18 protein-coding genes are annotated in these 24886 nt (G+C 55.9%); 9 read left to right on the top strand and 9 right to left on the bottom strand.

Going from position 1 to position 24886, the window contains the following annotated elements; translation table 11 throughout:
• Positions 1-107: 107 nt before the first annotated feature.
• From GSQ62_RS20405 to GSQ62_RS20395, 3 genes are all read right to left on the bottom strand, one after another.
• Entirely contained in the window at positions 108-842 is a 735-nt protein-coding gene (locus GSQ62_RS20405) for a hypothetical protein (RefSeq protein WP_161891215.1), read from the bottom strand.
• A gap of 130 nt (positions 843-972) precedes the next feature.
• Positions 973-3726 (bottom strand): DNA gyrase/topoisomerase IV subunit A, encoded by a 2754-nt coding sequence (locus GSQ62_RS20400; protein ID WP_161891214.1) that lies wholly within the window; start codon positions 3724-3726, stop codon positions 973-975.
• On the bottom strand, positions 3719-5587 hold the full coding sequence (locus tag GSQ62_RS20395; RefSeq protein ID WP_161891213.1) for a DNA topoisomerase IV subunit B: 1869 nt from the start codon (positions 5585-5587) through the stop codon (positions 3719-3721). Before GSQ62_RS20395 ends, GSQ62_RS20400 begins: the two co-directional genes overlap by 8 nt.
• A gap of 339 nt (positions 5588-5926) precedes the next feature.
• Between GSQ62_RS20395 and GSQ62_RS20390 the strand changes: the two genes are divergently transcribed.
• From GSQ62_RS20390 to fbaA, 3 genes are all read left to right on the top strand, one after another.
• A complete protein-coding gene (locus GSQ62_RS20390) occupies positions 5927-7063 on the top strand; it encodes an AI-2E family transporter (protein ID WP_161891212.1) in 1137 nt (378 codons plus the stop codon).
• A 132-nt stretch (positions 7064-7195) separates the two neighbouring features.
• Positions 7196-8611, top strand: a complete 1416-nt coding sequence (locus tag GSQ62_RS20385) for an exonuclease domain-containing protein (RefSeq protein WP_161891211.1) — start codon at positions 7196-7198, stop codon at positions 8609-8611.
• Between the two features lie 414 nt (positions 8612-9025).
• The gene (gene fbaA, locus GSQ62_RS20380; RefSeq protein WP_161891210.1) at positions 9026-10105 is read left to right on the top strand and encodes a class II fructose-bisphosphate aldolase; all 1080 of its coding nucleotides are present in this window, start codon (positions 9026-9028) and stop codon (positions 10103-10105) included.
• Positions 10106-10392: 287 nt separating this feature from the next.
• Here fbaA and GSQ62_RS20375 read toward each other — a convergent pair whose 3' ends face one another.
• The 4 genes from GSQ62_RS20375 to GSQ62_RS20360 form a co-directional block, all read right to left on the bottom strand.
• Positions 10393-11337 carry a 1-phosphofructokinase family hexose kinase gene (locus GSQ62_RS20375; protein ID WP_161891209.1) on the bottom strand — a complete coding sequence of 315 codons (945 nt, stop codon included), beginning with the start codon at positions 11335-11337 and terminating at the stop codon, positions 10393-10395.
• A gap of 285 nt (positions 11338-11622) precedes the next feature.
• The gene (locus tag GSQ62_RS20370) at positions 11623-11877 is read right to left on the bottom strand and encodes a hypothetical protein (protein WP_161891208.1); all 255 of its coding nucleotides are present in this window, start codon (positions 11875-11877) and stop codon (positions 11623-11625) included.
• A complete protein-coding gene (gene otsB / locus GSQ62_RS20365) occupies positions 11870-12703 on the bottom strand; it encodes a trehalose-phosphatase (protein WP_161891207.1) in 834 nt (277 codons plus the stop codon). The genes GSQ62_RS20370 and otsB overlap by 8 nt, the downstream gene beginning before the upstream one ends.
• A gap of 508 nt (positions 12704-13211) precedes the next feature.
• Positions 13212-13994 (bottom strand): HAD family hydrolase, encoded by a 783-nt coding sequence (locus GSQ62_RS20360; RefSeq protein ID WP_237586853.1) that lies wholly within the window; start codon positions 13992-13994, stop codon positions 13212-13214.
• 272 nt (positions 13995-14266) lie between these two features.
• Between GSQ62_RS20360 and pgi the strand changes: the two genes are divergently transcribed.
• Both pgi and GSQ62_RS20350 read left to right on the top strand, forming a co-directional pair.
• Positions 14267-15913 (top strand): glucose-6-phosphate isomerase, encoded by a 1647-nt coding sequence (gene pgi, locus GSQ62_RS20355; RefSeq protein WP_161891206.1) that lies wholly within the window; start codon positions 14267-14269, stop codon positions 15911-15913.
• A gap of 62 nt (positions 15914-15975) precedes the next feature.
• On the top strand, positions 15976-17610 hold the full coding sequence (locus GSQ62_RS20350) for a hypothetical protein (RefSeq protein WP_161891205.1): 1635 nt from the start codon (positions 15976-15978) through the stop codon (positions 17608-17610).
• Positions 17611-17693: 83 nt separating this feature from the next.
• Here the strand turns inward: GSQ62_RS20350 and GSQ62_RS20345 are convergent, their stop codons facing one another.
• Together GSQ62_RS20345 and GSQ62_RS20340 are read right to left on the bottom strand one after the other, a co-directional pair.
• Positions 17694-18689 (bottom strand): 2-hydroxyacid dehydrogenase, encoded by a 996-nt coding sequence (locus GSQ62_RS20345; protein WP_161891204.1) that lies wholly within the window; start codon positions 18687-18689, stop codon positions 17694-17696.
• 321 nt (positions 18690-19010) lie between these two features.
• The gene (locus GSQ62_RS20340) at positions 19011-20093 is read right to left on the bottom strand and encodes a DNA topoisomerase IB (protein ID WP_161891203.1); all 1083 of its coding nucleotides are present in this window, start codon (positions 20091-20093) and stop codon (positions 19011-19013) included.
• Between the two features lie 159 nt (positions 20094-20252).
• Between GSQ62_RS20340 and GSQ62_RS20335 the strand changes: the two genes are divergently transcribed.
• From GSQ62_RS20335 to GSQ62_RS20320, 4 genes are all read left to right on the top strand, one after another.
• Positions 20253-20657, top strand: coding sequence for a hypothetical protein (locus tag GSQ62_RS20335; protein WP_161891202.1), 405 nt, complete (start codon positions 20253-20255; stop codon positions 20655-20657).
• 83 nt (positions 20658-20740) lie between these two features.
• Entirely contained in the window at positions 20741-23590 is a 2850-nt protein-coding gene (locus tag GSQ62_RS20330; RefSeq protein ID WP_161891201.1) for a M16 family metallopeptidase, read from the top strand.
• 105 nt (positions 23591-23695) lie between these two features.
• Positions 23696-24277, top strand: coding sequence for a hypothetical protein (locus GSQ62_RS20325; RefSeq protein ID WP_161891200.1), 582 nt, complete (start codon positions 23696-23698; stop codon positions 24275-24277).
• Positions 24274-24783, top strand: coding sequence for a DUF6438 domain-containing protein (locus GSQ62_RS20320; RefSeq protein WP_161891199.1), 510 nt, complete (start codon positions 24274-24276; stop codon positions 24781-24783). The genes GSQ62_RS20325 and GSQ62_RS20320 overlap by 4 nt, the downstream gene beginning before the upstream one ends.
• Positions 24784-24886: the final 103 nt, after the last annotated feature.

Below are 24886 nucleotides of genomic sequence, written 5' to 3'. Positions count from 1 at the left end.
GCGCTAAATTAAGACTTTTTAACCAAACGCCACTAACCCGCTTCCGCAGCCAGAAAACAAAAAGCCTGCCACCGGTTGGGGGCAGGCTAGTATATAGCTGTATGGGTTTACAGCTTTTGTTGCTTTTGTTGCGCCTGTAGCATCAGTTTACAGCGCCTGCTCAACTCCAACTCCTCTGTCGTCTGGTAGTTGAGGGAGATAGCTTTCTGCAAGGTGTTTCTGCAGGAGGAGGCGTCTTTCATCTCGGCATATACACAAGCGAGGTCATAGTAGTACTGGATGTTGTTGGGGGCATAGGCCACCGCATTCTCCAGGGCCTTAGCTGCCGCCTCGTTGGTGGCCTCGCCGCAAACCCCGTCGAAAAGCATTTTGGAGGCGATCTTCTCGGCCAGGTTCAGGTTGGCCATCTTGAAGTACCAGCGGCCCATGAGGTGCCAGGCGCCGGCGTGCCGGTTGTCGCGCGCCAAAGCGGCATCCACGAAACTTTTCACCTCGTTGATGTCGATCAGGCGCTGCCTGGGCCCGGCCACCATCGCCTCATAGCCCGTCGAGAGCGCCATCACGTAATTAGACTCCGCATCATCCGGGTTCAGGGCATAGGCCTGCTGCGCGTACTGCTTCGCTTTCAGGAAATGGTTGATCTTCGAAGTCTCGTCTGAATATCGGTCGCCGATGCGGCAGTGCAGGAAACTGGCTTTGCAAAGCGCCTCGTAATTATCCGGTGCAAGGGAGATTACCTGTTCATATAGCTGCAGCGCCTCGCTGTCTTTGTAGCTGTTCAGGAGTTGCCGGGCCTGTTGCAGCAGTTGCTCGTAGCCAGCGGCTGGCTCCCCTTTCGCCATAGGGGCAGATGCAACCGTCAAGAGAAGGCATGCAATTATATATATGCTGATAAGTCTTTTCATACGTCATCTCTCCCTCTACAAGCTACGGAATCGGATGGACTTATGCAAGCGGCACCCTATATAGGACCTAAAAAAGATCCAATTGTTTTTTTCGCTTCAACGCCCTCATCTCCGTGTCATCCTCCATACCGGGTTCTACGTTATCGGCTTCGGGAGGTTGGATGCTGCTGCTTCGGGCGGCTTCTTCTGCAAGTTCCTTAAGCTCAGCGGGCACGGCGGCCGGTCCCTTTCGGGGAGCCGCCCTCTTTCCCTTCGCCTTCTCATCCTCCGGGTGGTCCACTGCCGCCATCCTGGGCAAGGCCACATCCAGCACCTTGTAATAGTTCAGTTTATTACCCAGCGCCTTCCAGCCTTTCACATCGATGAACTCACTCAGCAGCAGCTTCTCCGTCTCCTTCTCACCGCGGCGGTCGCGCTTTAAGGAGATGCTCGCCAGCGGCTCCGGATGTGTGGAAACAGCTTCTAAACGGGAGCCCTTGGTCTCCGGGATGAAGGCAAAACGCTTGCCTACCGTGGAAGTCTCCACTTTGAAACGCTTCACATAGTAGGTTTTATTGTCGCCTTCGTAATATATGGCCGATATAATCAGTTCCGGGTCGTACTTCTGTAGCACCTTGATCTTCTCCACGGTATAGTGGTTCGCCAGGTCAAAGGAGGTCAGCTCGTAGCTGCCGTCTTCATACACCACCAGGATGGTGTCGTCGGTGTTGAAGGAGCCCAGGTAGCGCCCGCGGCCTTCGGTGTTGAGGCGCCCGATCACTTCGTCGTAGTATATCTCGCGGCCGCCCAGCGTCGACTCGCCCAGGCTTTTCTGCACCACTTTCTTCACCGGGTACTTGGTCACGATGTTGCCGTTGGAGCCCTTGCCCTTGATCATCAACTCCGCAAAATCATAATCCAGCACTTTCACGCGCGCCGAGGACTGGGGCGACAGGTTGATGGTCACCACCTCTGACTCTGAGTTCGGGTTGGCCGTCAGGTAATGCACTTTAGAGCCTTTCTCTCCCTTAGTCAGGTCATATTCCTTGTCGCGGGTAACGGATTTGACAGAGAAACGCTTGGCATACGACACACCGGACTTACCGTCCAGGTAAATCATGTTGTACACCATGTGCTCGTCGTTCTTGTTATATACACCGGCCATGATAATGTCTTTGCCGACAAAGGTTTTCTCCGCCACCTTCGTCACCATAAACTTGCCGTCTTTGCGGAACACGATGATGTCGTCCATGTCGGAGCAGTCGCACACGAACTCGTCTTTGCGCAGGCCAGTGCCGATGAAGCCGTCTTTAGCGTTCATATATAGTTTCTGGTTGGCAATGGCCACGTTCTGCGCGTTAATCACATCAAACGTCTTCAGCTGTGTTCTGCGCTCACGGCCCTGCCCGTACTTCTTCAGCAGCCCCTCGAAATATGAAATGGCATAGCGGATAAGGTGCGCCAGGTGATCGTCCACCTCGGCCATCTCCTCTTCCAGCTTCTTTATATATTCATCAGCCTTAAAGGAGTCGTATTTCGAGATGCGCTTGATCCGGATCTCCGTCAGCCGCACAATGTCCTCTTCCGTTACCTCGCGTCGCAGCAGCGGCTTGAAGGGGTCCAGCCCTTTGTCTATGGCGTTCAGCACCGCCTCCCACGTCTCGCACTCTTCAATGTCGCGGTAGATGCGGTTCTCGATGAAAATCCGCTCCAGGGAAGAATGATGCCACTTGTCCTCCAGCTCGGCTTTGCGTATCTCCAGCTCGCGCTTCAGCAGGTCCACCGTTTTGAAGGTGGAGATGCGCAGCAACTCGTCCACGTTCAGGAAGTGTGGCTTGTCGTTGATGATGACGCAGGTATTCGGAGATATGGCTACCTCACAGTCGGTGAAGGCATACAGCGCATCAATGGTTAGGTCCGGGGAAACACCGGGCGGCAAGTGTACCTGTATTTCTACATCGGCCGCCGTGTTGTCGATCACCTTCTTGATCTTGATCTTGTTGTTCTCGCTCGCCTTCACGATAGACTCCATCAGGCCGGTGGTGGTGATGCCATAGGGCACGTCCCGGATGACGAGCATCGTTTTGTCTTCCTTTTCGATGGTGGCGCGCATGCGGATTCTGCCCCCGCGCATACCGGCGTTGTAGTTTGTCACATCCACCAGCCCCCCGTTCGGGAAGTCCGGCAGGAGCTGCGTGTTGCGCCCCTTCAGCACATCGATGGAAGCTTTGATTAGCTCGCGGAAGTTGTGCGGCATAATCTTCGTGGACAAACCCACGGCGATGCCTTCCACGCCCTGCGCCAGCAGCAGCGGGAATTTCACAGGCAGCGTGACTGGCTCGTTTTTGCGGCCGTCGTAGCTCAGCTGCCACTGCGTTGTCTGCGGGTTGAAGACCACATCCAGGGCAAATTTCGAAAGGCGCGCCTCTATATAGCGAGGGGCCGCCGCACTGTCGCCGGTGCGCACATCGCCCCAGTTGCCCTGCGTCTCGATGAGCAAATCCTTCTGCCCCAGGTTCACCATGGCATCGCCGATGGAGGCGTCGCCGTGCGGGTGGTACTGCATCGTCTGCCCGATCACGTTGGCTACCTTGTTGAAGCGGCCGTCGTCCATCTCTTTCATGGCGTGCAGGATGCGCCGCTGCACCGGCTTCAGGCCGTCTTCGATGGCTGGCACCGCACGCTCCAGAATCACATAGGAAGCATAGTCGAGGAACCAGTTTTCATAAAGGCCGGCCACGGGCGTCACGTTGTGGATCAGTTCGCCCCCGCCATCGGAAAAGGTGACCTCCAATTCGTCTTCGTGATTTAATTCTTCGTTGTTCAACTCCTCGTTATGCATACACTTCTTCCACTATGTCTTTCTCAATCTTCAGGTTGTCGATGATGAAACTCTGGCGCTCGGGCGTGTTCTTGCCCATATAGTAGCTCAGGATTTTCTGTATCGTCGTGTCTTTGTGCAGGATCACCGGCTTCAGCTTGATATTGTCGCCGATAAACTTTCCGAACTCGTCCGGTGAGATCTCACCCAAACCCTTGAAGCGCGTAATCTCCGGACGCTTGCCTAGTTTGTTGATGGCCTCCTGCTTCTCGGTCTCGTTGTAGCAATAGATCGTCTCCTTCTTGTTGCGCACCCGGAACAGCGGCGTCTCCAGTATATACACGTGGCCGTTTTTCACCAGATCGGGGAAAAACTGCAGGAAAAAAGTGAGCAGCAGCAACCGGATGTGCATGCCGTCCACATCCGCGTCAGTGGCTACCACCACGCGGTTATAGCGCAGCCCCTCCAGGCCTTCCTCGATGTTGAGGGCGTGCTGCAGCAGGTTAAACTCCTCGTTCTCATATACCACCTTCTTCTTCAGGCCAAAGCAGTTCAGCGGCTTGCCGCGCAAGCTAAAGACCGCCTCGGTGTCCACGTTGCGCGACTTGGTGATGGACCCGCTCGCCGAGTCTCCCTCGGTGATGAACAGGGTGGAAAGCAGCGCGTTCTCGTGCTTGTCCTCGTTGAAGTGCAGGCGGCAGTCGCGGAGCTTGCGGTTGTGCAGGTTCGCTTTTTTGGCGCGCTGGTTCGCCAGCTTCTTCACGCCCGCCATATCCTTACGCTCCCTTTCGCTCTGCTCCACGCGCTTCTTAAGCGCCTCGGCTGTTGAGGGGTTCTTGTGGAGGTAGTTGTCGAGGTGCTCTTTTACGAAGTCGTTTATATAGGCGCGCACCGCCGGTCCGTCGGGTCCCATGTCAATAGAGCCCAGCTTTGTCTTGGTCTGCGACTCAAACACCGGCTCCTGCACGCGCAGCGAAATAGCACCCACAATAGAGGCCCGTATATCAGCGGCATCGTAGTCTTTCTTGTAGAAATCGCGCACCGTCTTCACGATCGCCTCCCGGAAGGCCGCCAGGTGCGTGCCGCCCATGGTGGTGTACTGCCCGTTCACGAAGGAGTAATATTCTTCGCCGTAATCGTTGCCGTGAGTTAAGGCTAGCTCAATATCCTCCCCCTTCAGGTGGATGATCGGGTAGCGCATGCTCTCCTCGTCCGCCTTGTTGCGCAGCAGGTCCAGCAGGCCGTTCTCTGAGTAGAACTTCTTGCCGTTGAAGTTGATGGTGAGGCCAGCGTTCAGGTACACGTAGTTCCATATCTGGTTCTCGAGGTAGTCCGGGTTGAACTGAAAACTCCTGAAGATCGCCTCGTCCGGCACAAACGAGGTGAGCGTGCCGTTGCGCTGGTTCGTCTCCTGCAGTTCAAAATCCTGCGTCAGCACCCCCTGCTCAAACTCGGCCACCTTCATCTGCCCGTCGCGCACCGACTGCACCCGGAAGTGGCTGGAGAGGGCGTTCACCGCCTTCGTACCCACGCCATTCAGCCCCACCGACTTCTGGAAAGCCTTGCTGTCGTACTTACCGCCGGTGTTTATCTTGCTCACGCAGTCGATCACCTTGCCCAGCGGAATGCCACGGCCATAGTCCCGCACCTGCACGCGGTGGTCGGAGATTTTGACCTCGATGGTTTTGCCGTGCCCCATCACGTGTTCATCGATGGAGTTGTCGATCACCTCTTTCACCAGTATATAGATCCCGTCGTCCGCTGAGGAACCGTCGCCTAGTTTGCCGATGTACATGCCGGGCCGCAGCCGGATGTGCTCGCGCGGCTCCAATGACCGGATGCTGTCTTCGTTGTAGTTATTGTTGTGCGCTAACTCTGCCATTCTTTCAGCGTAAGTGTACTTGATGTGGTAAAATCGATCGGAAATATAGAAAAATATAAGCGACAAGACCTCATAATTAGTTCCGGCCCGTCTGCACTGTCAGGAAATCCATCGCCTTAATACTAAATTTATTAGCCAAATATACGCAAATTGTAGCTTCTCTGCAAACAAAACTGATATTTTGGCTCAGAAGTTCCTATTCCCATATTTCCTCACACAAATATTTGCTATTATTTTTAGCAAATCCGGACAGTTATTTTGATATGTTTTGCAGCTTCTTTTGCTTTAATTTGTGGATCAGATTCTTTCCTGGCGCGCCGGTGCGTAAAAGCTATATAGATGGAGATAAAATTACCTAAATATTTTAAGGTCGTGGTGCTGCTGCTCGGCGTCATCCTGCTGATCTGGCTCCTGCAGCTGTTCAAGTCCATTTTCGTGCCGCTGGCCTTCTCCATGCTGTTCTCCCTGCTCCTGCTGCCCCTCAACCGCGACCTGGAGAAGGCACGGGTGCCACGCCCGCTGGCCATTATCATCAGCATTATCCTGGTGGTGACGGTGCTGGGGCTGCTCATCTGGTTTCTGTCGTCGCAGCTCCTGAGCCTGACGTCGGAGCTGGACACCATCAGCAGCAACATCAGCGACCTGGTGATGCGCGTGCAGGGCTTCCTGTACGAGAAGTTTGGCATACAGCCCAGAAACCGCACCGACCTCGTCCGCAACATGATCACCAGCCTGCAGGACATCGCCACCACCTTCCTGGGCAGCACCATCTCCCTGACAACCGGTTTCCTGGCGGCTTTCACGGTTGTACCGATTTATGTGTTTTGCCTGCTTTATTACCGCGACCACCTGGAGCAGTTCCTGTTCAAGCTGGTATCGAAAGACAAGCGCGGCGGCCTGATCCATACCATCATCGATATCCAGCGCGTCGTGCAGAGTTATATCTCCGGTCTGATGGTCGTGATCGTGGTGGTATCGTTGCTGAATTCGGCGGGCCTGCTGCTGCTGGGCGTGAAGTATGCCCTTTTCTTCGGCGTGTTCGCCTCCATCCTCACCATCATCCCCTACATCGGCATCATGATCGGCTCGCTGCTGCCCGCCCTGATTGCGCTGGCCACTACCGGCCACCTCATCGACGCGGTGCTGGTGGTGGGGGTGTTTGCCTTTGTGCAGTTCCTGGAGGGGAATTTCATCACGCCTTTCATCGTGGGCTCCAAAGTCAGCATCAACCCCTTTGCCGCCATCGTGGCCCTGCTGGTGGGGGGCGAGATATGGGGCGCCGCCGGGATGATCATGGCCCTGCCCGTGATAGCCACGCTGAAAGTCATCTTTGATGCCTACCCGCCGCTGGAGCCGCTGGGCTTTCTGCTGGCCGACATAGACGACGTGAAACCGAAAAAAAGAAGGGGCAGAATCAAGGGCTTTTTTACAGAGATGTACAACGGCCTGGGGCACGGCAAAAAGAAAGAGGAATGATATGCTGCATCCTGCTGTGTTTGTTGCGTGTGGCGCGGCCTATTTGAAACCGAATGCTAATAAAATTGGTTAGCATAGAAGCCTCCGGCACCTGCCGCGCAGTTATATATATGAGCCCAAAACCACAGCACCTTGTACGCCATCATCGACATTGAGACCACCGGCGGGCAGCCGGCCCAGGACAGGATCACCGAAATTGCCATTTTTATCCATGACGGGCATCAGATTGTAGACCAGTACAACACGCTCATCAACCCGCAGCGCCCCATCCCCTTTTTTATATCGCAGCTGACGGGTATTACCGACGAGATGGTGCAGGACGCGCCCAAATTCTACGAGGTGGCCAAGGAGATCGTGGAGTTTACCGAGGGGAAGGTTTTTGTGGCCCACAACGTGCGCTTCGACTACTCCTTTATCAAGAAAGAGTTTGCGGATTTAGGATATACTTTCCAGCGTAAAACGCTCTGCACGGTGCGCCTCAGCCGCTCCCTTCTTCCGGGGCTGCCCTCCTACAGCCTGGGCAAGCTCTGCAAAAGCATCGACATTGAGTTGAAGCAGCGCCACCGCGCCATCGGCGACGCCGAGGCCACGGCCGTGCTCTTCGACAGGCTGCTGAAGCTAAACCGCCCGGTGGTGGACGGTAACCAGAACATGGCGGCCGACAACACCACGCAGGTGCTGAAAGAGGAAATCAAGACCTCGCTGCTGCCCCCGGCCATCCGGAAGGAGCAGGTGGACGCGCTGCCGATGGTGCCGGGCGTGTACTACTTCCACAACGAGGCGGGCGAGGTGATATACGTCGGCAAGAGCATCAACATCAAAAAACGCATCATCCAGCACTTCAACATCGATTACAAGAGCCGCAAGTCACTGGACTTCAAGAACAGCATCGCCGAAATCACCTACGAGGTGATGGGCAACGAACTGGTGGCCCTGCTGTTTGAGTCGGCGGAGATAAAGCGGATGAAGCCGCATTACAACCGGCAGCAGCGCCGCTCGGTGTTCAACACTGGCATTTATGTGTATGAAGATGGGAACGGCTACAAGCGCCTGTCGTTTGGCAGCGTGAACAAAGCCGACAATGTGAGCCTGACGCCCATCATCGCGCTCTCGAACCAGTTTAAGGCGAAAGGGTTTCTGTATCACAAGGTCGCCAAATACAACCTCTGCCAGAAGCTGTGCGACCTGTATAAGACCAACGGCGCCTGCTTCGACTACCAGGTACACCAGTGCAAGGGCGCCTGCGTGGGCCAGGAGAGCCCTGCCGTATACAACAAGCGCGTGGAGGCCGCCATCGAGTCCTTCACCTTCGAGCACAACAACTTCGCCATTGTGGGCAAAGGGCGGGAGCCCGGCGAGAAATCGGTGGTGGTGGTGGAGCACGGCACCTACCTCGGCTTCGGCTTCGTGGACGAAACGTTCTCCGCGCAGTCTCTGGATGATTTCAAAGGGGCCATCAGGCGCTACAACGACAACAAGGACATACAACAGATTATCCGCGGCCACATGCGCGGCAAGCACAAAGACAGAATTATCGTTTTTGATTAGGTTTATATATGGCTGTGCAGATGGCTATATATAACACCAACACTTCAGGCGCATATATATTTAGTAGTGATGCGGCATCTATACGGCGCTCTGAAAGCGATAACGCAAGCCCAAACCGCATTGTGCTGTCATCCCGAACACGCTTGAGGCGGGAGCAGTAGAGAGCCAGTGTAGCTGTGCAATAGCTGTTTTATATATCAAATATATATCGCACAGCGTTCGGGATGGCAGCCTGTGAGTTCGTTGCACCGGCATATATAGACTGGCCTATCATGCGGCTTCGCTAATATAAATCGGGGCCGATTTCCTTAATTCTAAACTATATAGTAAATTTACTGGCAAATGATTCCTTAGCAGCATCGTAAGAAAGCATGGAGTCAGTTGAAAATGTCAAAACCTTAATCATTAAAAACTGTGAGCGAAACAAAAAAAAGATTCAGAGCTGGTGTATTGTACGGCGAAGAAGTAACTGAGCTGTTTAAGTACGCCAATGAAAATAACTTTGCCTTACCGGCCGTGAACGTCATCGGTACAAACTCCATTAACGCGGTGCTGGAAACAGCCAGGGAAGTGAACTCTCCGGTTATCGTGCAGTTCTCGCACAGCGGCGCGCAGTTCTACGCGGGCAAAGGCCTGGCCAACGACCTGCAGAAGTCGGCCATCGCCGGTGCTGTGTCGGGGGCGCACCACGTGCATATCATGGCGGAGGCATATGGCGTGCCCGTGATCCTGCACACCGACCACGCCGCCAAAAAGCTCCTCCCCTGGATAGACGGTCTGTTGGATGCTGGTGAGAAGTACTTTGAAGAGCACGGCAAGCCGCTGTTCAGCTCCCATATGCTGGACCTTTCGGAAGAGCACATCCAGGAGAACATCGAGACCTGCTCCCGCTACCTGGAGCGTATGAACAGGATCGGCATGACGGTAGAAATAGAGCTGGGCGTGACCGGCGGCGAGGAAGACGGCGTCGACAACTCTGACGTGGACAGCGCCCGTTTGTACACGCAGCCGGAAGAGGTGGCCCTAGCTTACGAAGAACTGAATAAAGTAAGCGACCGCTTCACCATAGCCGCCGCTTTCGGAAACGTACACGGAGTATATAAGCCCGGCAACGTGGAGCTGCGCCCTGAAATTCTGAAGAACTCACAGCAGTTTATCCAGGAGAAGTACGGCAAAGGGCCAAACCCGGTGAACTTCGTGTTCCATGGCGGCTCCGGCTCTGAGAAGGCGAAGATAACCGAGGCTATCGAGTATGGCGCCGTGAAAATGAACATTGACACCGACATGCAGTGGGCCTTCCTGGAAGGCATCCGGGATTATATTGATGCGAAGCACGATTACCTGCAGAGCCAGATTGGCAACCCGGAGGGCGAGGACTCCCCGAACAAGAAGTTCTACGACCCGCGCGTGTGGCTGCGCGAAGGCGAGAAAACCTTCATCAAGCGTCTGAAAGAGGCCTTTACGGACCTGAACGCCATCAACCGCAACGCTTAATCGAAGGCTGTATATAAACAGGCCATATATAAAACAGAAAAGGTGGGGCATGCCCCACCTTTTCTGTTTTATATATGGCCTGCTATACCACGCAGCCACTGCAGATGGCGCGAGCGTCCTCGCCTGTGGCTTGCTACCCTAGAGCCTCCCGGAGACTTCGCTCGGGACAGTCCACGATCTGTCCCTATCAGAACCCAATGCTCTAATCACGAAGTTACCCTCCTGAAAATTTATGGAGCAAGCGGGTGCTCGCGCTATATAAATTATAAGCTCCCTTGCATCGCGGCTTACTTGTGCTCCTGCAGCCATTTGTAAATTTTCTCCGTGTCATCCTTTTTGCAGAGTTCAGAGCCGGGCGTCATAGTGGCGGCAGTGCCGGCGGCCACGCCGTAGCGCACTACCTCTTCCAAATCCCAGCCCCTCAGCAGGCTGAGCACCATGCCTGCCACCATGCTGTCGCCAGCCCCCACGGCGCTTTGCTGCCGCACCGCCGGCGAAACGAAGTAGCTGATGCGCCCGCCACGGTAGGCAAGCATGGCCCCGCGCGGCCCCAGCGAGACGACCAGCACCTGGCACTTGCCCTCACGGATCACCTGCTCCGCTATCTGCTCCTGCTCCAGCGCCGACACTTGCTCCTTGCCTATCAGGGTGCCCAGTTCCAGCATGTTGGGCTTCAGGAGGTACACGCCCTCTCCTGCCGCCTTCACCAAGGCCTCGCCCGAGGTGTCCACCACCAGCCGGAAGCCACGGCGGTTGGCTATCTCCGCCACCTGCAGGTAGAAATCGTCCGGCACGCCGGGGGGAAGGCTGCCGCTGGCCACCACGTATTTCGGCAGCTCCTCGTCCTTCAGTTCCTCCAGCCACGTCAGGGGTTGCCGCCACTCCTCCTCCGTCACCTCGGGGCCTGGCATCCCGAACCGGAACTGGTTCCCGCTGGTTTCCTCCACCACCATCAGGTTTTCGCGGGTCCAGTTTTTTATTTTGACGGTTTTAAAATCCACCCCTTCCTTTTCGAGCAGCCCGCAAAGCCTTTCGCCGGAGGCCCCTCCGGAAAGGAACCAGGCGCTGGAGCTGCCACCTAGTTTCCGGAGCGCGCGAGATACATTTATGCCGCCGCCGCCAGGCTCGTAACGCGGGGCTTTGCAGCGCATCTTTTTTTCGGGTTGCACATGGTTTACGGAGGTGCTCTTGTCCAGGGCAGGGTTAAGTGTGATGGTGATGATCTCGTTCATTTCATGAATTTATATATGGGATGGAAAGGACTTTTATTGTAAAGAAAAGGCGTCCTGCTGCTGCTTAGCTCAGCCAATGCCAAATTCCCGCTGGCCCCTGGTCTTAAAGGTGTACACGCTCACTTTTACCCCAATTTTCATATGCTTGAGCCCCCCTGGCCACGGTGGTGCGAAGCTTCTGATGTGTGAACTGAAGCGAAAACCAGTGGCTGCGGTAGCGCAGCTGAAACTACAAACTGCCTGTTTCCGCAGGTAAAACGGGTTGGGGCCAAAGAACGTTGTCCCTTAACTCGAGCCAAATGAAACAGCGCTGCACCAGGTCCACGGTGCTGGCCATAACCCATAGGTAGATGCCCTCGGCGGTGGCACGTCGCGGGAGGTGTGCAGCTGCGCCAGGTTCTCCACGCGCACCGGCTGCCCCTGCACACAGGTAAGGCGGAAACACTGGCCTATATACCCCTCCTCCTCCTGTAGCGCTGATTCGAGGGTCTGCGCTTTGGGCTCCATATATACCCGCGCCTGCGCCATCGGCTCATGCATGCTTTTGGTTTTTGATGGCTTGGGTCAGCGCCTCCAGGAAAGCCTGCACCTCTTCCACGTCCTCCAGCCGGTACTCGGCCGCAGTCTGCTCGTCATGCTCTCCCACCATCACGCCGATGCCACGTCTCTGGAGGGTGGCAAAAGCGTCCTCGTCGGTAATGTCGTCGCCTATATAGAGGGGCAGTGTGTCGGGCTGGTTGAGGCCGAGTTCCTCCATCAGCCAGAGCACCGCCTTGCCTTTGTGCCAGTCGAGGTTCGGCTTCAGTTCCATAATCTTTTTCCCGGGGCCTTTCTTCAACTCCGGGTGCTGGCCTATCACATCCTCCGTCACCTGCAGCACATAGGGCACCTTCTCGTCGGGCACGTTGCGGTAATGCACGGCAATGGCATAGCGCTTCCGCTCTACCAGCACGCCCTCCACGTCCTTCAGCCGCTCGTCCAGTGTCTTGTTAGCTTTCTCAAGGGCGGGGATGGCTGCTTTGGCGCCGCCAGGCTCGGTGTGCATGTTGTTGGGGCCGGATATATCGAAGCCGTGGGAGCCAGCATAATACAGGTTGTCGAGCTGCACCAGTTTCTCGACGTTGGCGCGGTCGCGGCCGCTTACCACGGCCACCCGGCACACATCGGCCAGCCGCCGCAGCGTGCCCCGCATCTCCTCGGTCATGATTGCTTTGTCAGGGTTTTTCACGATGGGGCTCAGGCAGCCGTCGTAGTCCAGGAAAACAGCCGGTTTTCTGCCGTTTATCAGCTTCGGGACGTCTGCCAGCGCAGACGGAAGATCTTTGGGCTCGTGTTTCTGAACGGATGCATTCGGTTGGTTTTTCATACGTTTTATCCTGTAGGGAATTTATCCGGTACCAGGCCGGCACCGTGTTTTAAAATTCTGCTCCTTGAATTGCGAACGCCTTCGCAGCACGGGATTCCGTCTATATACTGCCTGGAGTCGGCGGCGATGTGGAGCGGCTCATATGCCCCGCCCTCCTGCTTCCCGCGCTGTTGCAGGTGGCCGTCTAACATGCGCCTCCAGGCGGCATGCACGCTGGCCGCATGTGTAACCACGCCATCCAGGGCCAGGGCTTTGATGTTTTTGTCTCGGAGCAGTTTCTCTATCGTAACGGGCGCATAGGCTTACTCTGCATTATAAGGGCTTTGGCCTCCGATAGCTATTACCCCCTTTGAAAGGAATAAGTTGTTTGCAGGCGCTGTTCTCTGCCAAAATGGAGGCTGTAAAAATATAACAGGCTGGGCTTCCTGGTGCAGGAGGCCTTGCCTGTGATATATGGCTCCTAAATACCTCCGTCTGTTGCGGCCGGGAATATGGAGGACACAGCAGATCAGGAGTCGAGCGTCGCCACGTCCTGCGCCTGCAGGTATGCCGAGAAGCCCTGAATCACCAGGTCGGCTCCTTTTGTCTTCAGTTCCTCTTTGCGTGTGCCATGGTCCACGCCCACCACCAGCCCGAAACCGGCAGCCTTCGCTCCCGCTATGCCCTCAGGAGAATCCTCGAACACGGCGGCTTCCTCCGGCTGCACGCCTAGCTGGCGCGCCGCCTCGAGGTATATATCCGGGGCGGGCTTGTTGCGGAGGTGCAGCTCGTTCGAGACAACCCTGTCTACCCGCACGTCAAAAAGTTTCTCCAGCCCTGCGCGGCGCAGAATAGTGAGGCAGTTGCGGCTGGCGGAGACAATCGCTGTTTTCATGCCCGCCTGCCGCTGCTCTTTCACCCACTGCACAGCGCCATCGAACACCACCACGCCGTTTTGCTTCAGCAACTCATGGAAATAGAGGTCTTTCCGCTCCCCCAATCCCACCACGGTGTTTTCGCTGGCTTCGTCCTCGGGGTTGCCCTGCGGCAGGTCGATGCCGCGCGAACCCATGAAGTTACGCATGGCCTCCAGGCGCGGCACCCCGTGTACGTACGCGTGGAAATCCTTCATCAGGTCGAAGGGCTCGTAGTGCTTGCCATCCTGCTCGCTGCGCTGCTTCAGGTAGGAATCACACAGCTTTTTCCAGGCCTCGGCGTGCAGCACCGCCGTGTTCGTGACAACACCATCCATGTCCAGGATCAGGGCCCTGCTGTTTCTTTCCCTTATAAGCTTGTTCAGATCAGTCATCATCTATATGTTTTGTTTCAGCTACTTGTTAAACTGCTTCCCGGCTATACAGTGCCTCATGCGGGCAACGGAATAAATTATACTGTTAATTTAAAATAAAATCATGAATATTGAATGCCTGACACGTTTAAACAAACATTATTAATTTCTAATTTTGTGCGAGAGGAGGACATCGCCCTGCGGTCACATGCCCTTTCAGTCAATTGCTGTAAAATCCTCCGGAGGCGGCTTGGCAAAGAGGGAACCGCCGGGGAATATTTAAATATAATCAGAAGATGGAGAAAAGTAATTCACCGATAGCAACAAAAGCCTGGCAGAAGCTGGAAGCACACTACAAGGAAGTAGCCCCCAAACACCTGCGGGAGCTGTTTGCGCAGGATGCGCGGCGCTTTGATAAATTCTCGCTGCAACAGGAGGACATGCTGGTTGACCTCTCCAAAAACCGCGTGACCGAAGAAACCGTGCAGCTGCTGACGGACCTGGCCGAAGAGCTAAGTTTGCCTGCCGCCATCGAAAGCATGTTCCGGGGAGAGCCCATCAACGCCACCGAGGGCCGGGCGGTGCTGCACACGGCGCTTCGCAACTTCTCTGATACCAAGCTGGAGGTGAACGGCGAGAACGTGCTGGAGGAAGTGCGCGACGTGCAGCAGCAGATGCGGGAGTTTTGCCACAAACTGCACAGCGGCGCGTGGCTGGGCTATACCAGCAAACCCATCAGCCATATCGTGAACATCGGCATCGGCGGCTCTGACCTGGGCCCGCAGATGGTGTGCGAGGCGCTGAAGAGCTATCAGAAAGAAAACCTGCAGATCAGCTTTATCTCGAACGTGGACGGCACCGATGCCGCCGAAACGCTGCGCCTCCTCGACCCGGAGACAACGCTCTTCATCATCGCCTCCAAAACCTTCACCACCAAGGAGACCATCACCAACGCAAAAACCGCCCGCGAGTGGTTCCTGAAAAAAGCCGGTGACAAGGAGCACATCAAAAAGCACTTCGTGGCGCTTTCGACCAATGTGGAGGCCGTGGTGGAGTTCGGCATTGCGCCCGAGAACACGTTCCGGTTCTGGGACTGGGTAGGCGGCCGCTTCTCGCTGTGGTCCGCCATCGGCCTTTCCATTGCCTGCGCGCTTGGCTACGACAAGTTTGAGGAGCTGCTGAAGGGCGCCGAGGCCATGGACAAACACTTCCGCCAGACACCGCTCCGCCAGAACATTCCCGTGCAACTGGCGCTGCTGAGCGTGTGGTACACCAACTTCTTCGGTTGCCAGACCCACGCTGTGCTACCCTACGACCAATACCTGCGCCTGCTGCCCGACTACCTGCAGCAGCTGATGATGGAGAGCAACGGCAAGAGCACCGACCGCAACGGAAAGCCTGTGACCTACCAGACGCAGCCGGTTATATGGGGGGCTGCCGGCACCAACAGCCAGCACTCGTTCTTCCAGCTCATCCACCAGGGCACTGTGCTCATTCCCTCCGATTTTATCGCACCGGTAGAGAGTCACAACCCCATCGGGCAGCACCACGCGCTGCTGCTCTCCAACTTCTTTGCCCAGACCGAGGCGCTGATGAAGGGCAAGACGGAGGCGGAAGTGCGGGACGAACTAAGCTCAAAAAACCTGAGCAGCGAGGAGTTGGAGCAACTGGTGCCGCACAAGGTGTTCGAGGGCAACAAACCGTCCACCTCCATCATGTTCAAGCGCCTGACACCCTATACATTAGGCAAACTTATCGCCATGTACGAGCACAAGACGTTTGTGCAGGGCATTATCTGGAACATCTACAGCTTCGACCAGTGGGGCGTGGAGCTCGGAAAGCAACTGGCGGGCGTGATAGAACCGGAACTGCTGAGCGATAAAAAAGCGGAACACGACAGCTCCACCACTGGCCTGATCAGCTACTACAAAAATAACCGCTAACAAGGTCCGGAATGATACGTTAAGAACGAGGCGCGCCAACTTACCTGGCCTGCCTCGTTCTTATGTTTTATAGCGCCTTTATATATATTGCTGATTCACCTGTACTGCAAATCCGGAAATGCTGGCTGCTGCTGGGCTGCCTGTGCCTGAGCAGTTGCGCGAACGAGAATTTTTTTCAGGAGGATGCCCGGGCCACCGCCGCCGAGCTGGCGGAGAAAGCGCCCGCAGGTCCCGACAGTGTGTGGGCAGTGGCCGGCAGGCACTACGACCGCAACGGCTTCCACCGTTTTTTCTGGGGCGACCATAACCGCGCTATCTGGGCCACACCGGTTAAAGTGCCAGTCTTCCGCCTCGATTCTATATATGGCGGCCTGACGGTGGAGGAAAAGGGCGGCGGTTTCCAGACCACCAGCTTCACGCTGCGCGGCAGCCGTGGCCGTCTCTTCGCGCTGCGCTCCATTGACAAAGACCCTCTGGAGGTGCTGCCCCCGTTCTGGCAGAAAACCTTTGTGGCGAACATCGTGCGCGACCAGACCGCCGCCGCCAACCCCTACGGGGCACTGGTGGTTCCTGTGCTGGCAGAGGCGGCAGGCATCTATCACGCCAATCCGGCCATTTACTATATATCCCCCTCCGACACCAGTTTCGGGGAATATGCCCCGGCGGTGCAGGGAAAGCTGTTTCTGCTGCAGGAGAAGTTCGAAAGCCCCGCCGACCTCACCCCCGCCTTTGGCGCCGCCACAGACTTTGCAGACTCGGAAGACGCCCTTAAAAACCGCTACGAACACAACACCTTCCGTTTTGACCAGGAAGCCTTTGCGCGCGCGCGGCTGCTGGACCTGCTGGTCGGAGACTGGGACCGGCACAAGGGGCAGTGGGAATGGGCGGTGGAGAAAAAAGGGGCGGAGCATATATACCTGCCCGTGCCCAAAGACAGGGACCAGGTGTTTCTGCAGATGGGCGACGGGCTGATACCGTCCATCGCGACGAGCAAGTTCCTGGTGCGCAAATTCCACAGCTTTGACGAGGACGTTGATGACGTGAAGGCCTATATGATTAACTCGGCATTTCTGGATGCGCGCCTGCTGCATGAGTTAAGCCTGCACGAATGGCAGCAGATAGCCCGCAACATGCAGGCTAGTTTAACAGATAATGTGCTGGAGCGGGCTGCGCGCCGGCTTCCGGGGCCGGTATATGACAAGGTGGGAAAACAGATAACCGAAAACCTGAAAAGCCGCCGGGACCGGTTGCCCGAGGTAGCCGAAACGATGTACAAAATGCTGGCGGAGGAAGTGACTATCCCCGGAACAGACGCGGAAGAAAAATTCGTCGTACGCCGCCACGGTGACGGGCAGACCGAAGTTACCCTATATAGCATTGGCTCCCCCCGCGCCCCCGCCAGGCGCCTCTACCGCCGCATCTTCAATAGAAAGGAGACAAAGCAGATTACGTTGCACGGGCTGGCCGGAGACGACATTTTTTTGGTGAAAGGACAGGCGGAGGACGGTATCCTGGTGAATCTGAACGGCGGCCTCGGCGAGGACACCTTTACCGACAGCTCTGCCGTGGAGGGCTGGAAACACATGACGCGCATCTACGACACCGAACGGGGCAACGACTTCTACTTTGGCACAGAGGCAAAAGACATGACCACCGACGACGTGCGGGTCCACGCCTATGACCGCGAGGGGAACTGAGGTATAAGTTAATCAAGCCTAAGCCATAGATGGCCTGCCTCTATAAGTGTTGAAGCAGGCCATATATAACCACCGTTACTGCATTAAGCACTTTTCACCTCATTTACCAGCACTGCCTTCGTGGCAAAATCCGCCATGTTCTGCAGCGTCACTTCTGCAATGCCCTGTAGCGCATTGTTCGTAAAGAATGCCTGGTGGCCCGTTATCAGCACATTGTTGAAGGACAGGAGCCGCATGAAAATATCATCCTGGATTACTTTGTCGGAAAGGTCCTCGAAGAAAAGGTCGGCCTCTTCCTCATACACATCCAGCCCCAGGCAACTGACCTGCCCCTGCTTCAGCCCCTCAATCACGGCTGCGGCATCTATCAGCGCTCCCCGGCTGGTGTTGATGAGCATCACCCCCCGCTTCATTTTCTGAATAGAACCGCTGTCGATGATATGGTAGGTTGCTGGCGTGAGCGGGCAGTGGAGGGAGATGATGTCTGATTGGGCGTACAAGGCGTCGAGTTCACAGAACTCAACGCCGATGCCATCACTCTCCGCGGGCTTCACAATATCGTAGCCCAGCACGCGGCAGCCAAAACCCTTCAAAATTTTTGCCGTGACCAACCCGATTTTGCCCAGGCCAATCAGCCCTGCTGTTTTTCCGTGCAGGTCGAAGCCCATCAGCCCGTTCAGTGCGAAATTCCCCTCCTTCACGCGGTTGTAGGCGCGGTGCGTCTTGCGGTTGAGCGTCAGGATGAGCGCCAGGGTGTGCTCCGCCACAGAATAAGGCGAATAGGCCGGCACCCGCACGACTTTGATTCCGAGTGCCCCTGCGGCTTTGAGATCCACGTTATTGAAGCCGGCACAGCGCAGGGCAATCAACTGCACGCCTTGCTCTGCCAGCACCTGCTGTACATCCGCGTCTACCGTGTCGTTCACAAAAACACAAACCACGCTGTAGCCTTTGGCTAAAACAGCCGTGTTTCTGTTCAGGTGTATCTCCAGGAATTTCAGGTCGAACCCAAATTTTCTGTTCGCCTCCGTGAAGAACTGCTGGTCGTATGCCTTGGCACTAAAGAAGAGCACATTCATATCCATTCAGCTTGTTGATTCTGTTTTTGGTTCCCCTGCCCCACCGTGAACGGCCATATATAAAACGGTTCCCGCCCAGCATGTGGGTCATCATATATAGGTGAAAAGACTCAAGTATCAAGACGTAAGCGGAGCATCGGGGGCACAAGACTCATTATGCTCTATACTGTTGATCTTCAAGTGACTTATATAAGGCGATTATATAGATAGTATAAGTTGATTTTGTCCCTGTACTTAAATGTGGGTCATCATATATAAACGCCCTGCCCGCTTACGTTGAATTACTGCCAGGCACTTTTAACTCTCAACTCTTAACTAAATTCAGCTCGCTTTCTTCTCCTTTGCCACGCGCTGCAGCATATTCAGCACCAGTTCTTCGGTGCCCGATAGGAAGGGTGTTTGCGGAGCCCCGGCATCGTGTCGCTTCAGGTAGGTCAGCAGTTTGTCTTCGCGGAACAGGTTCAACACCTCCGGGTGGATATAATACTTGCTGCAAACGGAGGGCGTGTTGCCCAGGCCTTTGGCTACTTCTTTCACGGCCGCTTTGATGCTTTTTTCCTTGTTCAGGTCCGGGTCCTCCTCCAGCACGGCCTCCAGGCACTCCACCATTTTCACGGTGCCGCCCCAGGTCCTGAAATCCTTGGCCGTGAACTCCTCTTCCATCGCCTCGTGCAGGTACTCATTCACATCCCCCGACTCCAGCGTCTGCCGCTCGCCGCTTTCATCGTAATACTGGAACAAGTCGTATCCCGGAATGTCACGGCACTTCTTCACGAGGCGCGCCAGGCGACGGTCCTCCAGGTCAATCTCGTGCTCCACGCCTTTCTTGCCCCTGAACGAAAAGCGGATGTTGCTTCCGTTAATCTCCACGTGCTTGTCGCGGAGGGTGGTGAGGCCGTAGGATTTGTTTGATTTGGCATAATGCCGGTTGCCGATGCGGATCAGGGCATTGTCCATCAGGGAGAGCACCAGCGCCGTCACTTTGCGGCGGTCCAGTTTGCGTGAATTTATATCCTGCTGTATGCGCTCCCGCAACTTCGGCAGTTGCATGCCAAACTCAATCATGCGGCCGAACTTGGTAAGGCTGCGGGCCTGCTGCCACTGCTGGTGGTAGATGTATTGCTTGCGCCCTTTCTCGTCGCGGCCCGTCACCTGCAGGTGCCCTTTCGCGGACTTGCAGATCCAGACGTCTTTCCAGGCGGGCGGTATCACCAGCGCTTTCAGGCGCTCCAGCACCTTTTCGTCTGTCACGCGTGCGCCCTTCTCATCCAGGAAAGCATATCCCTTGCCTGCCTTCCTGCGGGTGTAGCCCGGCTTGTCGTCGTTGGTGTACCGTAAGCCCGCCCAGGCCGCCGATTTCGACGGGTCGGCATATAATTCATGAATCTCGTTTTTCTTCGCCATCTTCGGAGGCTTCCTCTTCGCTGCATACCTCTGCCCTACATACTTCAGATATGGGTAAAAGTTGTGGGCCCCCGCTGTTCCCGCCGCATTCGGGCACGGCATATTCCGTATTCTCCTGTATCTTTGCCACAACTCTTCACGCTGTTAGCACCTTACGCGATGTACAAGAACCTATCCTATTTATATGCTTTCTTCGGCTTCTTTATGCTGGCCTGCGGCGTGGTGGCCGTGGACCTGGCGGGCGAGCAGGCCAACACGGCGCTTTTCACAGGCGCGGCGGGCGGCCTGCTGGGGCTCACCGCCGGGCACTTCCTGAATCGGGGCAAGCGCTGGGGCTATCTGCTGGGCACGCTGGAAGCTGGCCTGCTGACGCTGCTGCTCGGCTGGCGCGCGGCCACCTATTTTCTGCGCCTGTTAGGCATGATGCAGCAGCCACCGAACTCATCCTCCACCGAAACGGCAGGCATGGCATTCCTGCTCACCACGGCCATGCTCGTCATCGCGCTGCTGACCCTCACGGTGTCCGTTATGTTCGGGAAACAGGTGTTAAGAGAGACAAAGTAGGCGTTGGTCTATATCGTTTCCTCTTTTGCGAATCAAGGCTTATATTAAATTGTTTTATCAACTCCAACCAAACAAGGATAAACATGCTATATAAAATCGGATTGGGTATCGTGCTTACGGCAAGTATCGTAAGTGCGGCCGATGCCCAGACAAAGCTCGTGGAGAAGGTGACCCGGCAAGGCGACGAGCTGGTGATCCCTTACAGCAAGTACAAACTGGCCAACGGCCTGACCCTCATCGTACACGAGGACCACTCCGACCCGGTGGTGCATGTAGATGTGACCTACCACGTAGGCTCCGGCCGCGAAGAGGTGGGCAAGTCCGGCTTCGCACACTTTTTTGAGCACATGATGTTCCAGGGCTCCGACAACGTGGCCGACGAGGAGCACTTCAGGATCGTGTCCGAATCAGGGGGCACGCTGAACGGCACCACCAACCGCGACCGCACCAACTATTTCGAGACTGTGCCGAGCAACCAACTGGAGACGGCGCTGTGGCTGGAGGCCGACCGCATGGGCTTCCTGCTGGACGCCGTGACACAGCCGAAGTTTGAGGTGCAGCGCGAAACCGTGAAGAACGAGCGCGGCCAAAACTACGACAACCGTCCCTACGGCCTGGTATATGAGATGACCTCCAAAAACCTGTACCCCTACGGCCACCCCTACTCCTGGACCACCATCGGGTATATAGAGGACCTGAACCGGGTAAACGTCAACGACCTGAAAAACTTTTTCCTGCGCTGGTACGGCCCCAACAATGCAACCCTGACTGTGGGCGGCGATGTGAAGCCGGAGGAAGTGGTGAAGCTGGCAGAGCAATACTTTGGCTCGATACCCGCCGGACCGGCCGTGCAGGACATGCAGCCTACAGTACCGACCCTGACGGCTGACCGTTACGTGTCTTATGAGGACAACATCCGTTTCCCGATGCTGCGCATGACGTACCCGGTGCCGGAGTCGGGGCATAAAGACGAACCGGCGCTGGATGTGCTGGCGGAGGTGCTGGGCCAGGGCAAGAACTCCATCTTCTACAAGAACTTCGAGAAGGCCGAGAAAGCCATGAACGCCTCCGCCTACAACTCCACCTCAGAGCTGGCAGGTGAGTTTGGCATCACCGTCATGGCTTTCCCGGACACAAAACTGTCTGAGACAGAGGAACTGGTGCGCCAGTCGCTGGCAGAGTTTGAGAAGCGCGGCATCACCGACGAGGACCTCACGCGCTACAAAGCCTCTGCAGAGTCCGGTTTAATTAACCGCCTGGCCAGCGTGAGCGGCAAAGTGTCGCAGCTGGCCTTCTACGAAACCTTCCGCGGCAACCCGAATTATATCCAGGAAGAGCTCAAGCGCATTCAGTCTGTGACCAAGGAGGACGTGATGCGGGTATATAACCAGTACATCAAAGGCAAACCAGCCGTCATCCTGAGCGTGGTGCCGAAAGGCAAAACCGAACTCCTGGCCAAAGCAGACAACTACACCATCTCCAAAGAAGGCTTCACGCCAGCGGCAGATGAATACAGCGGCCTGCAGTATACCAAAGCCGTGGACACGTTCGACCGCAGCAAGCGCCCGCCAATCGGAACAAACCCGGTGATTAAGGTGCCAGACTACTATACCACCAAATTCAAAAACGGGCTGGAGGTAATCGGGGCCAAATCAGAAGAGATCCCGACGGTGACGCTGCAACTCACCATCGATGGCGGGCACCGGCTTTCGGCCGCAGAACCGGGCAAGGCAGGCATCAGCGCCCTGACAGCCGACATGATGAACGAGGACACGGAAAACTATACCTCCGAGCAGTTCAGCAACGAGCTGGACAAATTGGGCAGCTCCATCTATATAGGCGCGGGCACAGACGAGACGTACGTCTATGCGCACTCGCTGAAAAAGAACCTCGACAAGACGCTGGCTCTGCTGCAGGAGCGCCTTTTCAGACCGAAATTCACGCAGGAGGATTTTGACCGCCTGAAGAAGCAGCAACTGGAGGGCATCGCCAACCAGGCCACGCAGCCGACGGCCATCGCCAACAACGTGTACAACAAGCTGCTGTACGGTGAGGGAAATATCATGGCCGTACCAACCTCCGGCACCGCAGAGACGGTGGCCAACATCACGCTGCAGGACGTACAGAACTTCTATGAGAAGAACTACTCTCCTTCCGTATCCAACCTGGTGGTGGTAGGCGATATAACCGAGAAAGAGATTCTGGGCAAGCTGGACTTCCTGAAAAAGTGGGAAAAGAAAAACGTAAAGCTCCCGGACGAGGTGAAGGCCCCTGCAATAGACAAAACCCGCATTTACTTTGTAGACAAGCCGGATGCCGCCCAGTCTGAAATCAGAATTGGCTACCTGGCAATGCCGTACGACGCCACAGGCGAGTATTACAAAGCCGGGCTGATGAACTACGTGCTGGGCGGCGCTTTCAACAGCCGCATCAACCTGAACCTGCGCGAGGACAAAGGCTATACCTACGGTGCCCGCTCCTACTTTGACGGCAGCAAGTACAAAGGTCCTTTCACCGCCTCTGCCGGGGTGCGCGCCGATGCCTCCGCCGAATCGGTAACGGAGTTTATGAAAGAGCTGACCAGCTTTAAGAACGAGGGCATTTCAGCGGAGGAGATAAAGTTCATGAAGAGTTCCATTGGCCAGTCGGATGCGCGCAAGTACGAAACACCTTCTCAGAAAGCAGGTTTCCTGGGCCGCATCGTGGACTATGACCTGAAAAAGGACTTCGTGCAAAAGCAGACGGATATCCTGAACAACATCACCAAACAGGAAATAGATGCGCTGGCGGCCCGAAACCTGCCGGTAGACAAGATGCACATCGTGGTGGTGGGCGACAAGAAAACGGTGCTTCCGAAACTGGAGGCGCTGCAGTATGAAGTGGTAGAGGTAGACGCCGACGGCAACCCCATTGGAAGCTCCTCCGCCAAATAAGCCCTGCATATTTAGCAGAAAAGCCCCGGCATTAACCGGGGCTTTTTTGATGGCTATCGTAGCAGCCCGCACGTATGCAAGGCTATGGACTTCAAGGGACAAAATATGATATATAAATGGCTGCTGCTCGTGGCCCTTACCGCCTCCGGCTGCCAACAGCGCACCGAAGAAGAAGGCTCCATCGCCAGCACACATCCGGAGTTGCAGGAGCAGTTGGCTGAAAAATCCGTCGCCACACCCATATCAGACAGCGAAAACCCCGAACTCTACGAGCGCTACCGCATCACGACGGAGGAGTACCGGCGCAGCGGGCAGTTTGCTGAGACTGGTATGTACAGCGGAGCATTTGCGCCGCTGGATGAAAAAAGCCATCCCGACGCCCGCGCCTTCCGCACTGCCATCCGAAAGGCGCTGCAGGGCGGGGTGAACTTTGCTGGAAAGTACACCGTGGTCACCGTCGGGTGCGGCACCGGCTGCCAGCAGCATTTTGTCGTCGACCGCGAGACGGGCAAAGTGCTGGACAAGTTGCAGGGCAGCGCGGGCGCCAGCTTTACCCCCGACAGCCGCCTGTTCATCCTCAACCCTCCTGATTCTTCGCTAAACTATGCCGAGTGCCTGGACTGCGCGCCAAAAGCCTATGAGTTCCGGGATGGGCGGTTCATGAAATTGCCGGAGCCCGCACCATGACAAACGCGATTATATCCATATATGAATGGCTTTTATATACGCGGCGGCTGCAGTATATAGCCTTTCTTATAACCATATCGTCATGTGGCGTCGCCACGCTCGCGCAAAAGCAAAAACCCTCCTCACTGCCTGTGCAGCCAGTGCTGCTCTTCCAGAAAACCCCGTGCCTCGGCACATGCCCTGCCTACAACGCCACCCTCTACACCGACGGCAGCGTGGCCTTCGTCCCGTTCGAGAGAGGCGCGGCCCAGGACACACTCCTGTTGCAAATTCCGGAGCAGGAATTCATTCAGCTCAAACAGCAGCTACAGACCCTGCATTACAGGTATCTGCAAGGCAGTTACCGCTCACAATGGAGCGACATGCCCTCCGCTTATTTTACCTTTTATGAAAACGGGAGAGCGGTGAAACGGGTGAGGCACCAGGAAGGGGGCCCGGAAGCGCTGGTGCAGTTGAAGGCCGCCGTTGGTACGCTGCTGGAGCGGCTGGCAAAGGAAAAGCCCTGATTTTCGGAGCATTGCCGCTACCCATTCCTGCACAGTTCCGGCAGACGCTAATCCCGGTGCGCGTAAACTATAACTCCCCTGCCTCGTACAAAAAAGAGAAGCT

This window comes from Pontibacter russatus (assembly GCF_009931655.1).
Taxonomy (GTDB): Bacteria; Bacteroidota; Bacteroidia; order Cytophagales; family Hymenobacteraceae; genus Pontibacter; species Pontibacter russatus.
The sequence above is the reverse complement of the archived record's forward strand: the minus strand, read 5'-3'. Positions and strand labels throughout refer to the sequence as shown.

What these genes read in the sequence shown, in the direction of transcription:
- GSQ62_RS20405 (WP_161891215.1), bottom strand. Translation starts at nt 842, where the DNA reads ATGGCGAAAGGGGAGCCAGCCGCTGGCTACGAGCAACTGCTGCAACAG.
- GSQ62_RS20400 (WP_161891214.1), bottom strand. Translation starts at nt 3,726, where the DNA reads ATGCATAACGAGGAGTTGAACAACGAAGAATTAAATCACGAAGACGAA.
- GSQ62_RS20395 (WP_161891213.1), bottom strand. Translation starts at nt 5,587, where the DNA reads ATGGCAGAGTTAGCGCACAACAATAACTACAACGAAGACAGCATCCGG.
- GSQ62_RS20390 (WP_161891212.1), top strand. Translation starts at nt 5,927, where the DNA reads ATGGAGATAAAATTACCTAAATATTTTAAGGTCGTGGTGCTGCTGCTC.
- GSQ62_RS20375 (WP_161891209.1), bottom strand. Translation starts at nt 11,337, where the DNA reads ATGAACGAGATCATCACCATCACACTTAACCCTGCCCTGGACAAGAGC.
- GSQ62_RS20370 (WP_161891208.1), bottom strand. Translation starts at nt 11,877, where the DNA reads ATGCATGAGCCGATGGCGCAGGCGCGGGTATATATGGAGCCCAAAGCG.
- otsB (WP_161891207.1), bottom strand. Translation starts at nt 12,703, where the DNA reads ATGAAAAACCAACCGAATGCATCCGTTCAGAAACACGAGCCCAAAGAT.
- GSQ62_RS20360 (WP_237586853.1), bottom strand. Translation starts at nt 13,994, where the DNA reads ATGATGACTGATCTGAACAAGCTTATAAGGGAAAGAAACAGCAGGGCC.
- pgi (WP_161891206.1), top strand. Translation starts at nt 14,267, where the DNA reads ATGGAGAAAAGTAATTCACCGATAGCAACAAAAGCCTGGCAGAAGCTG.
- GSQ62_RS20350 (WP_161891205.1), top strand. Translation starts at nt 15,976, where the DNA reads ATGTTTTATAGCGCCTTTATATATATTGCTGATTCACCTGTACTGCAA.
- GSQ62_RS20345 (WP_161891204.1), bottom strand. Translation starts at nt 18,689, where the DNA reads ATGAATGTGCTCTTCTTTAGTGCCAAGGCATACGACCAGCAGTTCTTC.
- GSQ62_RS20340 (WP_161891203.1), bottom strand. Translation starts at nt 20,093, where the DNA reads ATGGCGAAGAAAAACGAGATTCATGAATTATATGCCGACCCGTCGAAA.
- GSQ62_RS20335 (WP_161891202.1), top strand. Translation starts at nt 20,253, where the DNA reads ATGTACAAGAACCTATCCTATTTATATGCTTTCTTCGGCTTCTTTATG.
- GSQ62_RS20330 (WP_161891201.1), top strand. Translation starts at nt 20,741, where the DNA reads ATGCTATATAAAATCGGATTGGGTATCGTGCTTACGGCAAGTATCGTA.
- GSQ62_RS20325 (WP_161891200.1), top strand. Translation starts at nt 23,696, where the DNA reads ATGATATATAAATGGCTGCTGCTCGTGGCCCTTACCGCCTCCGGCTGC.
- GSQ62_RS20320 (WP_161891199.1), top strand. Translation starts at nt 24,274, where the DNA reads ATGACAAACGCGATTATATCCATATATGAATGGCTTTTATATACGCGG.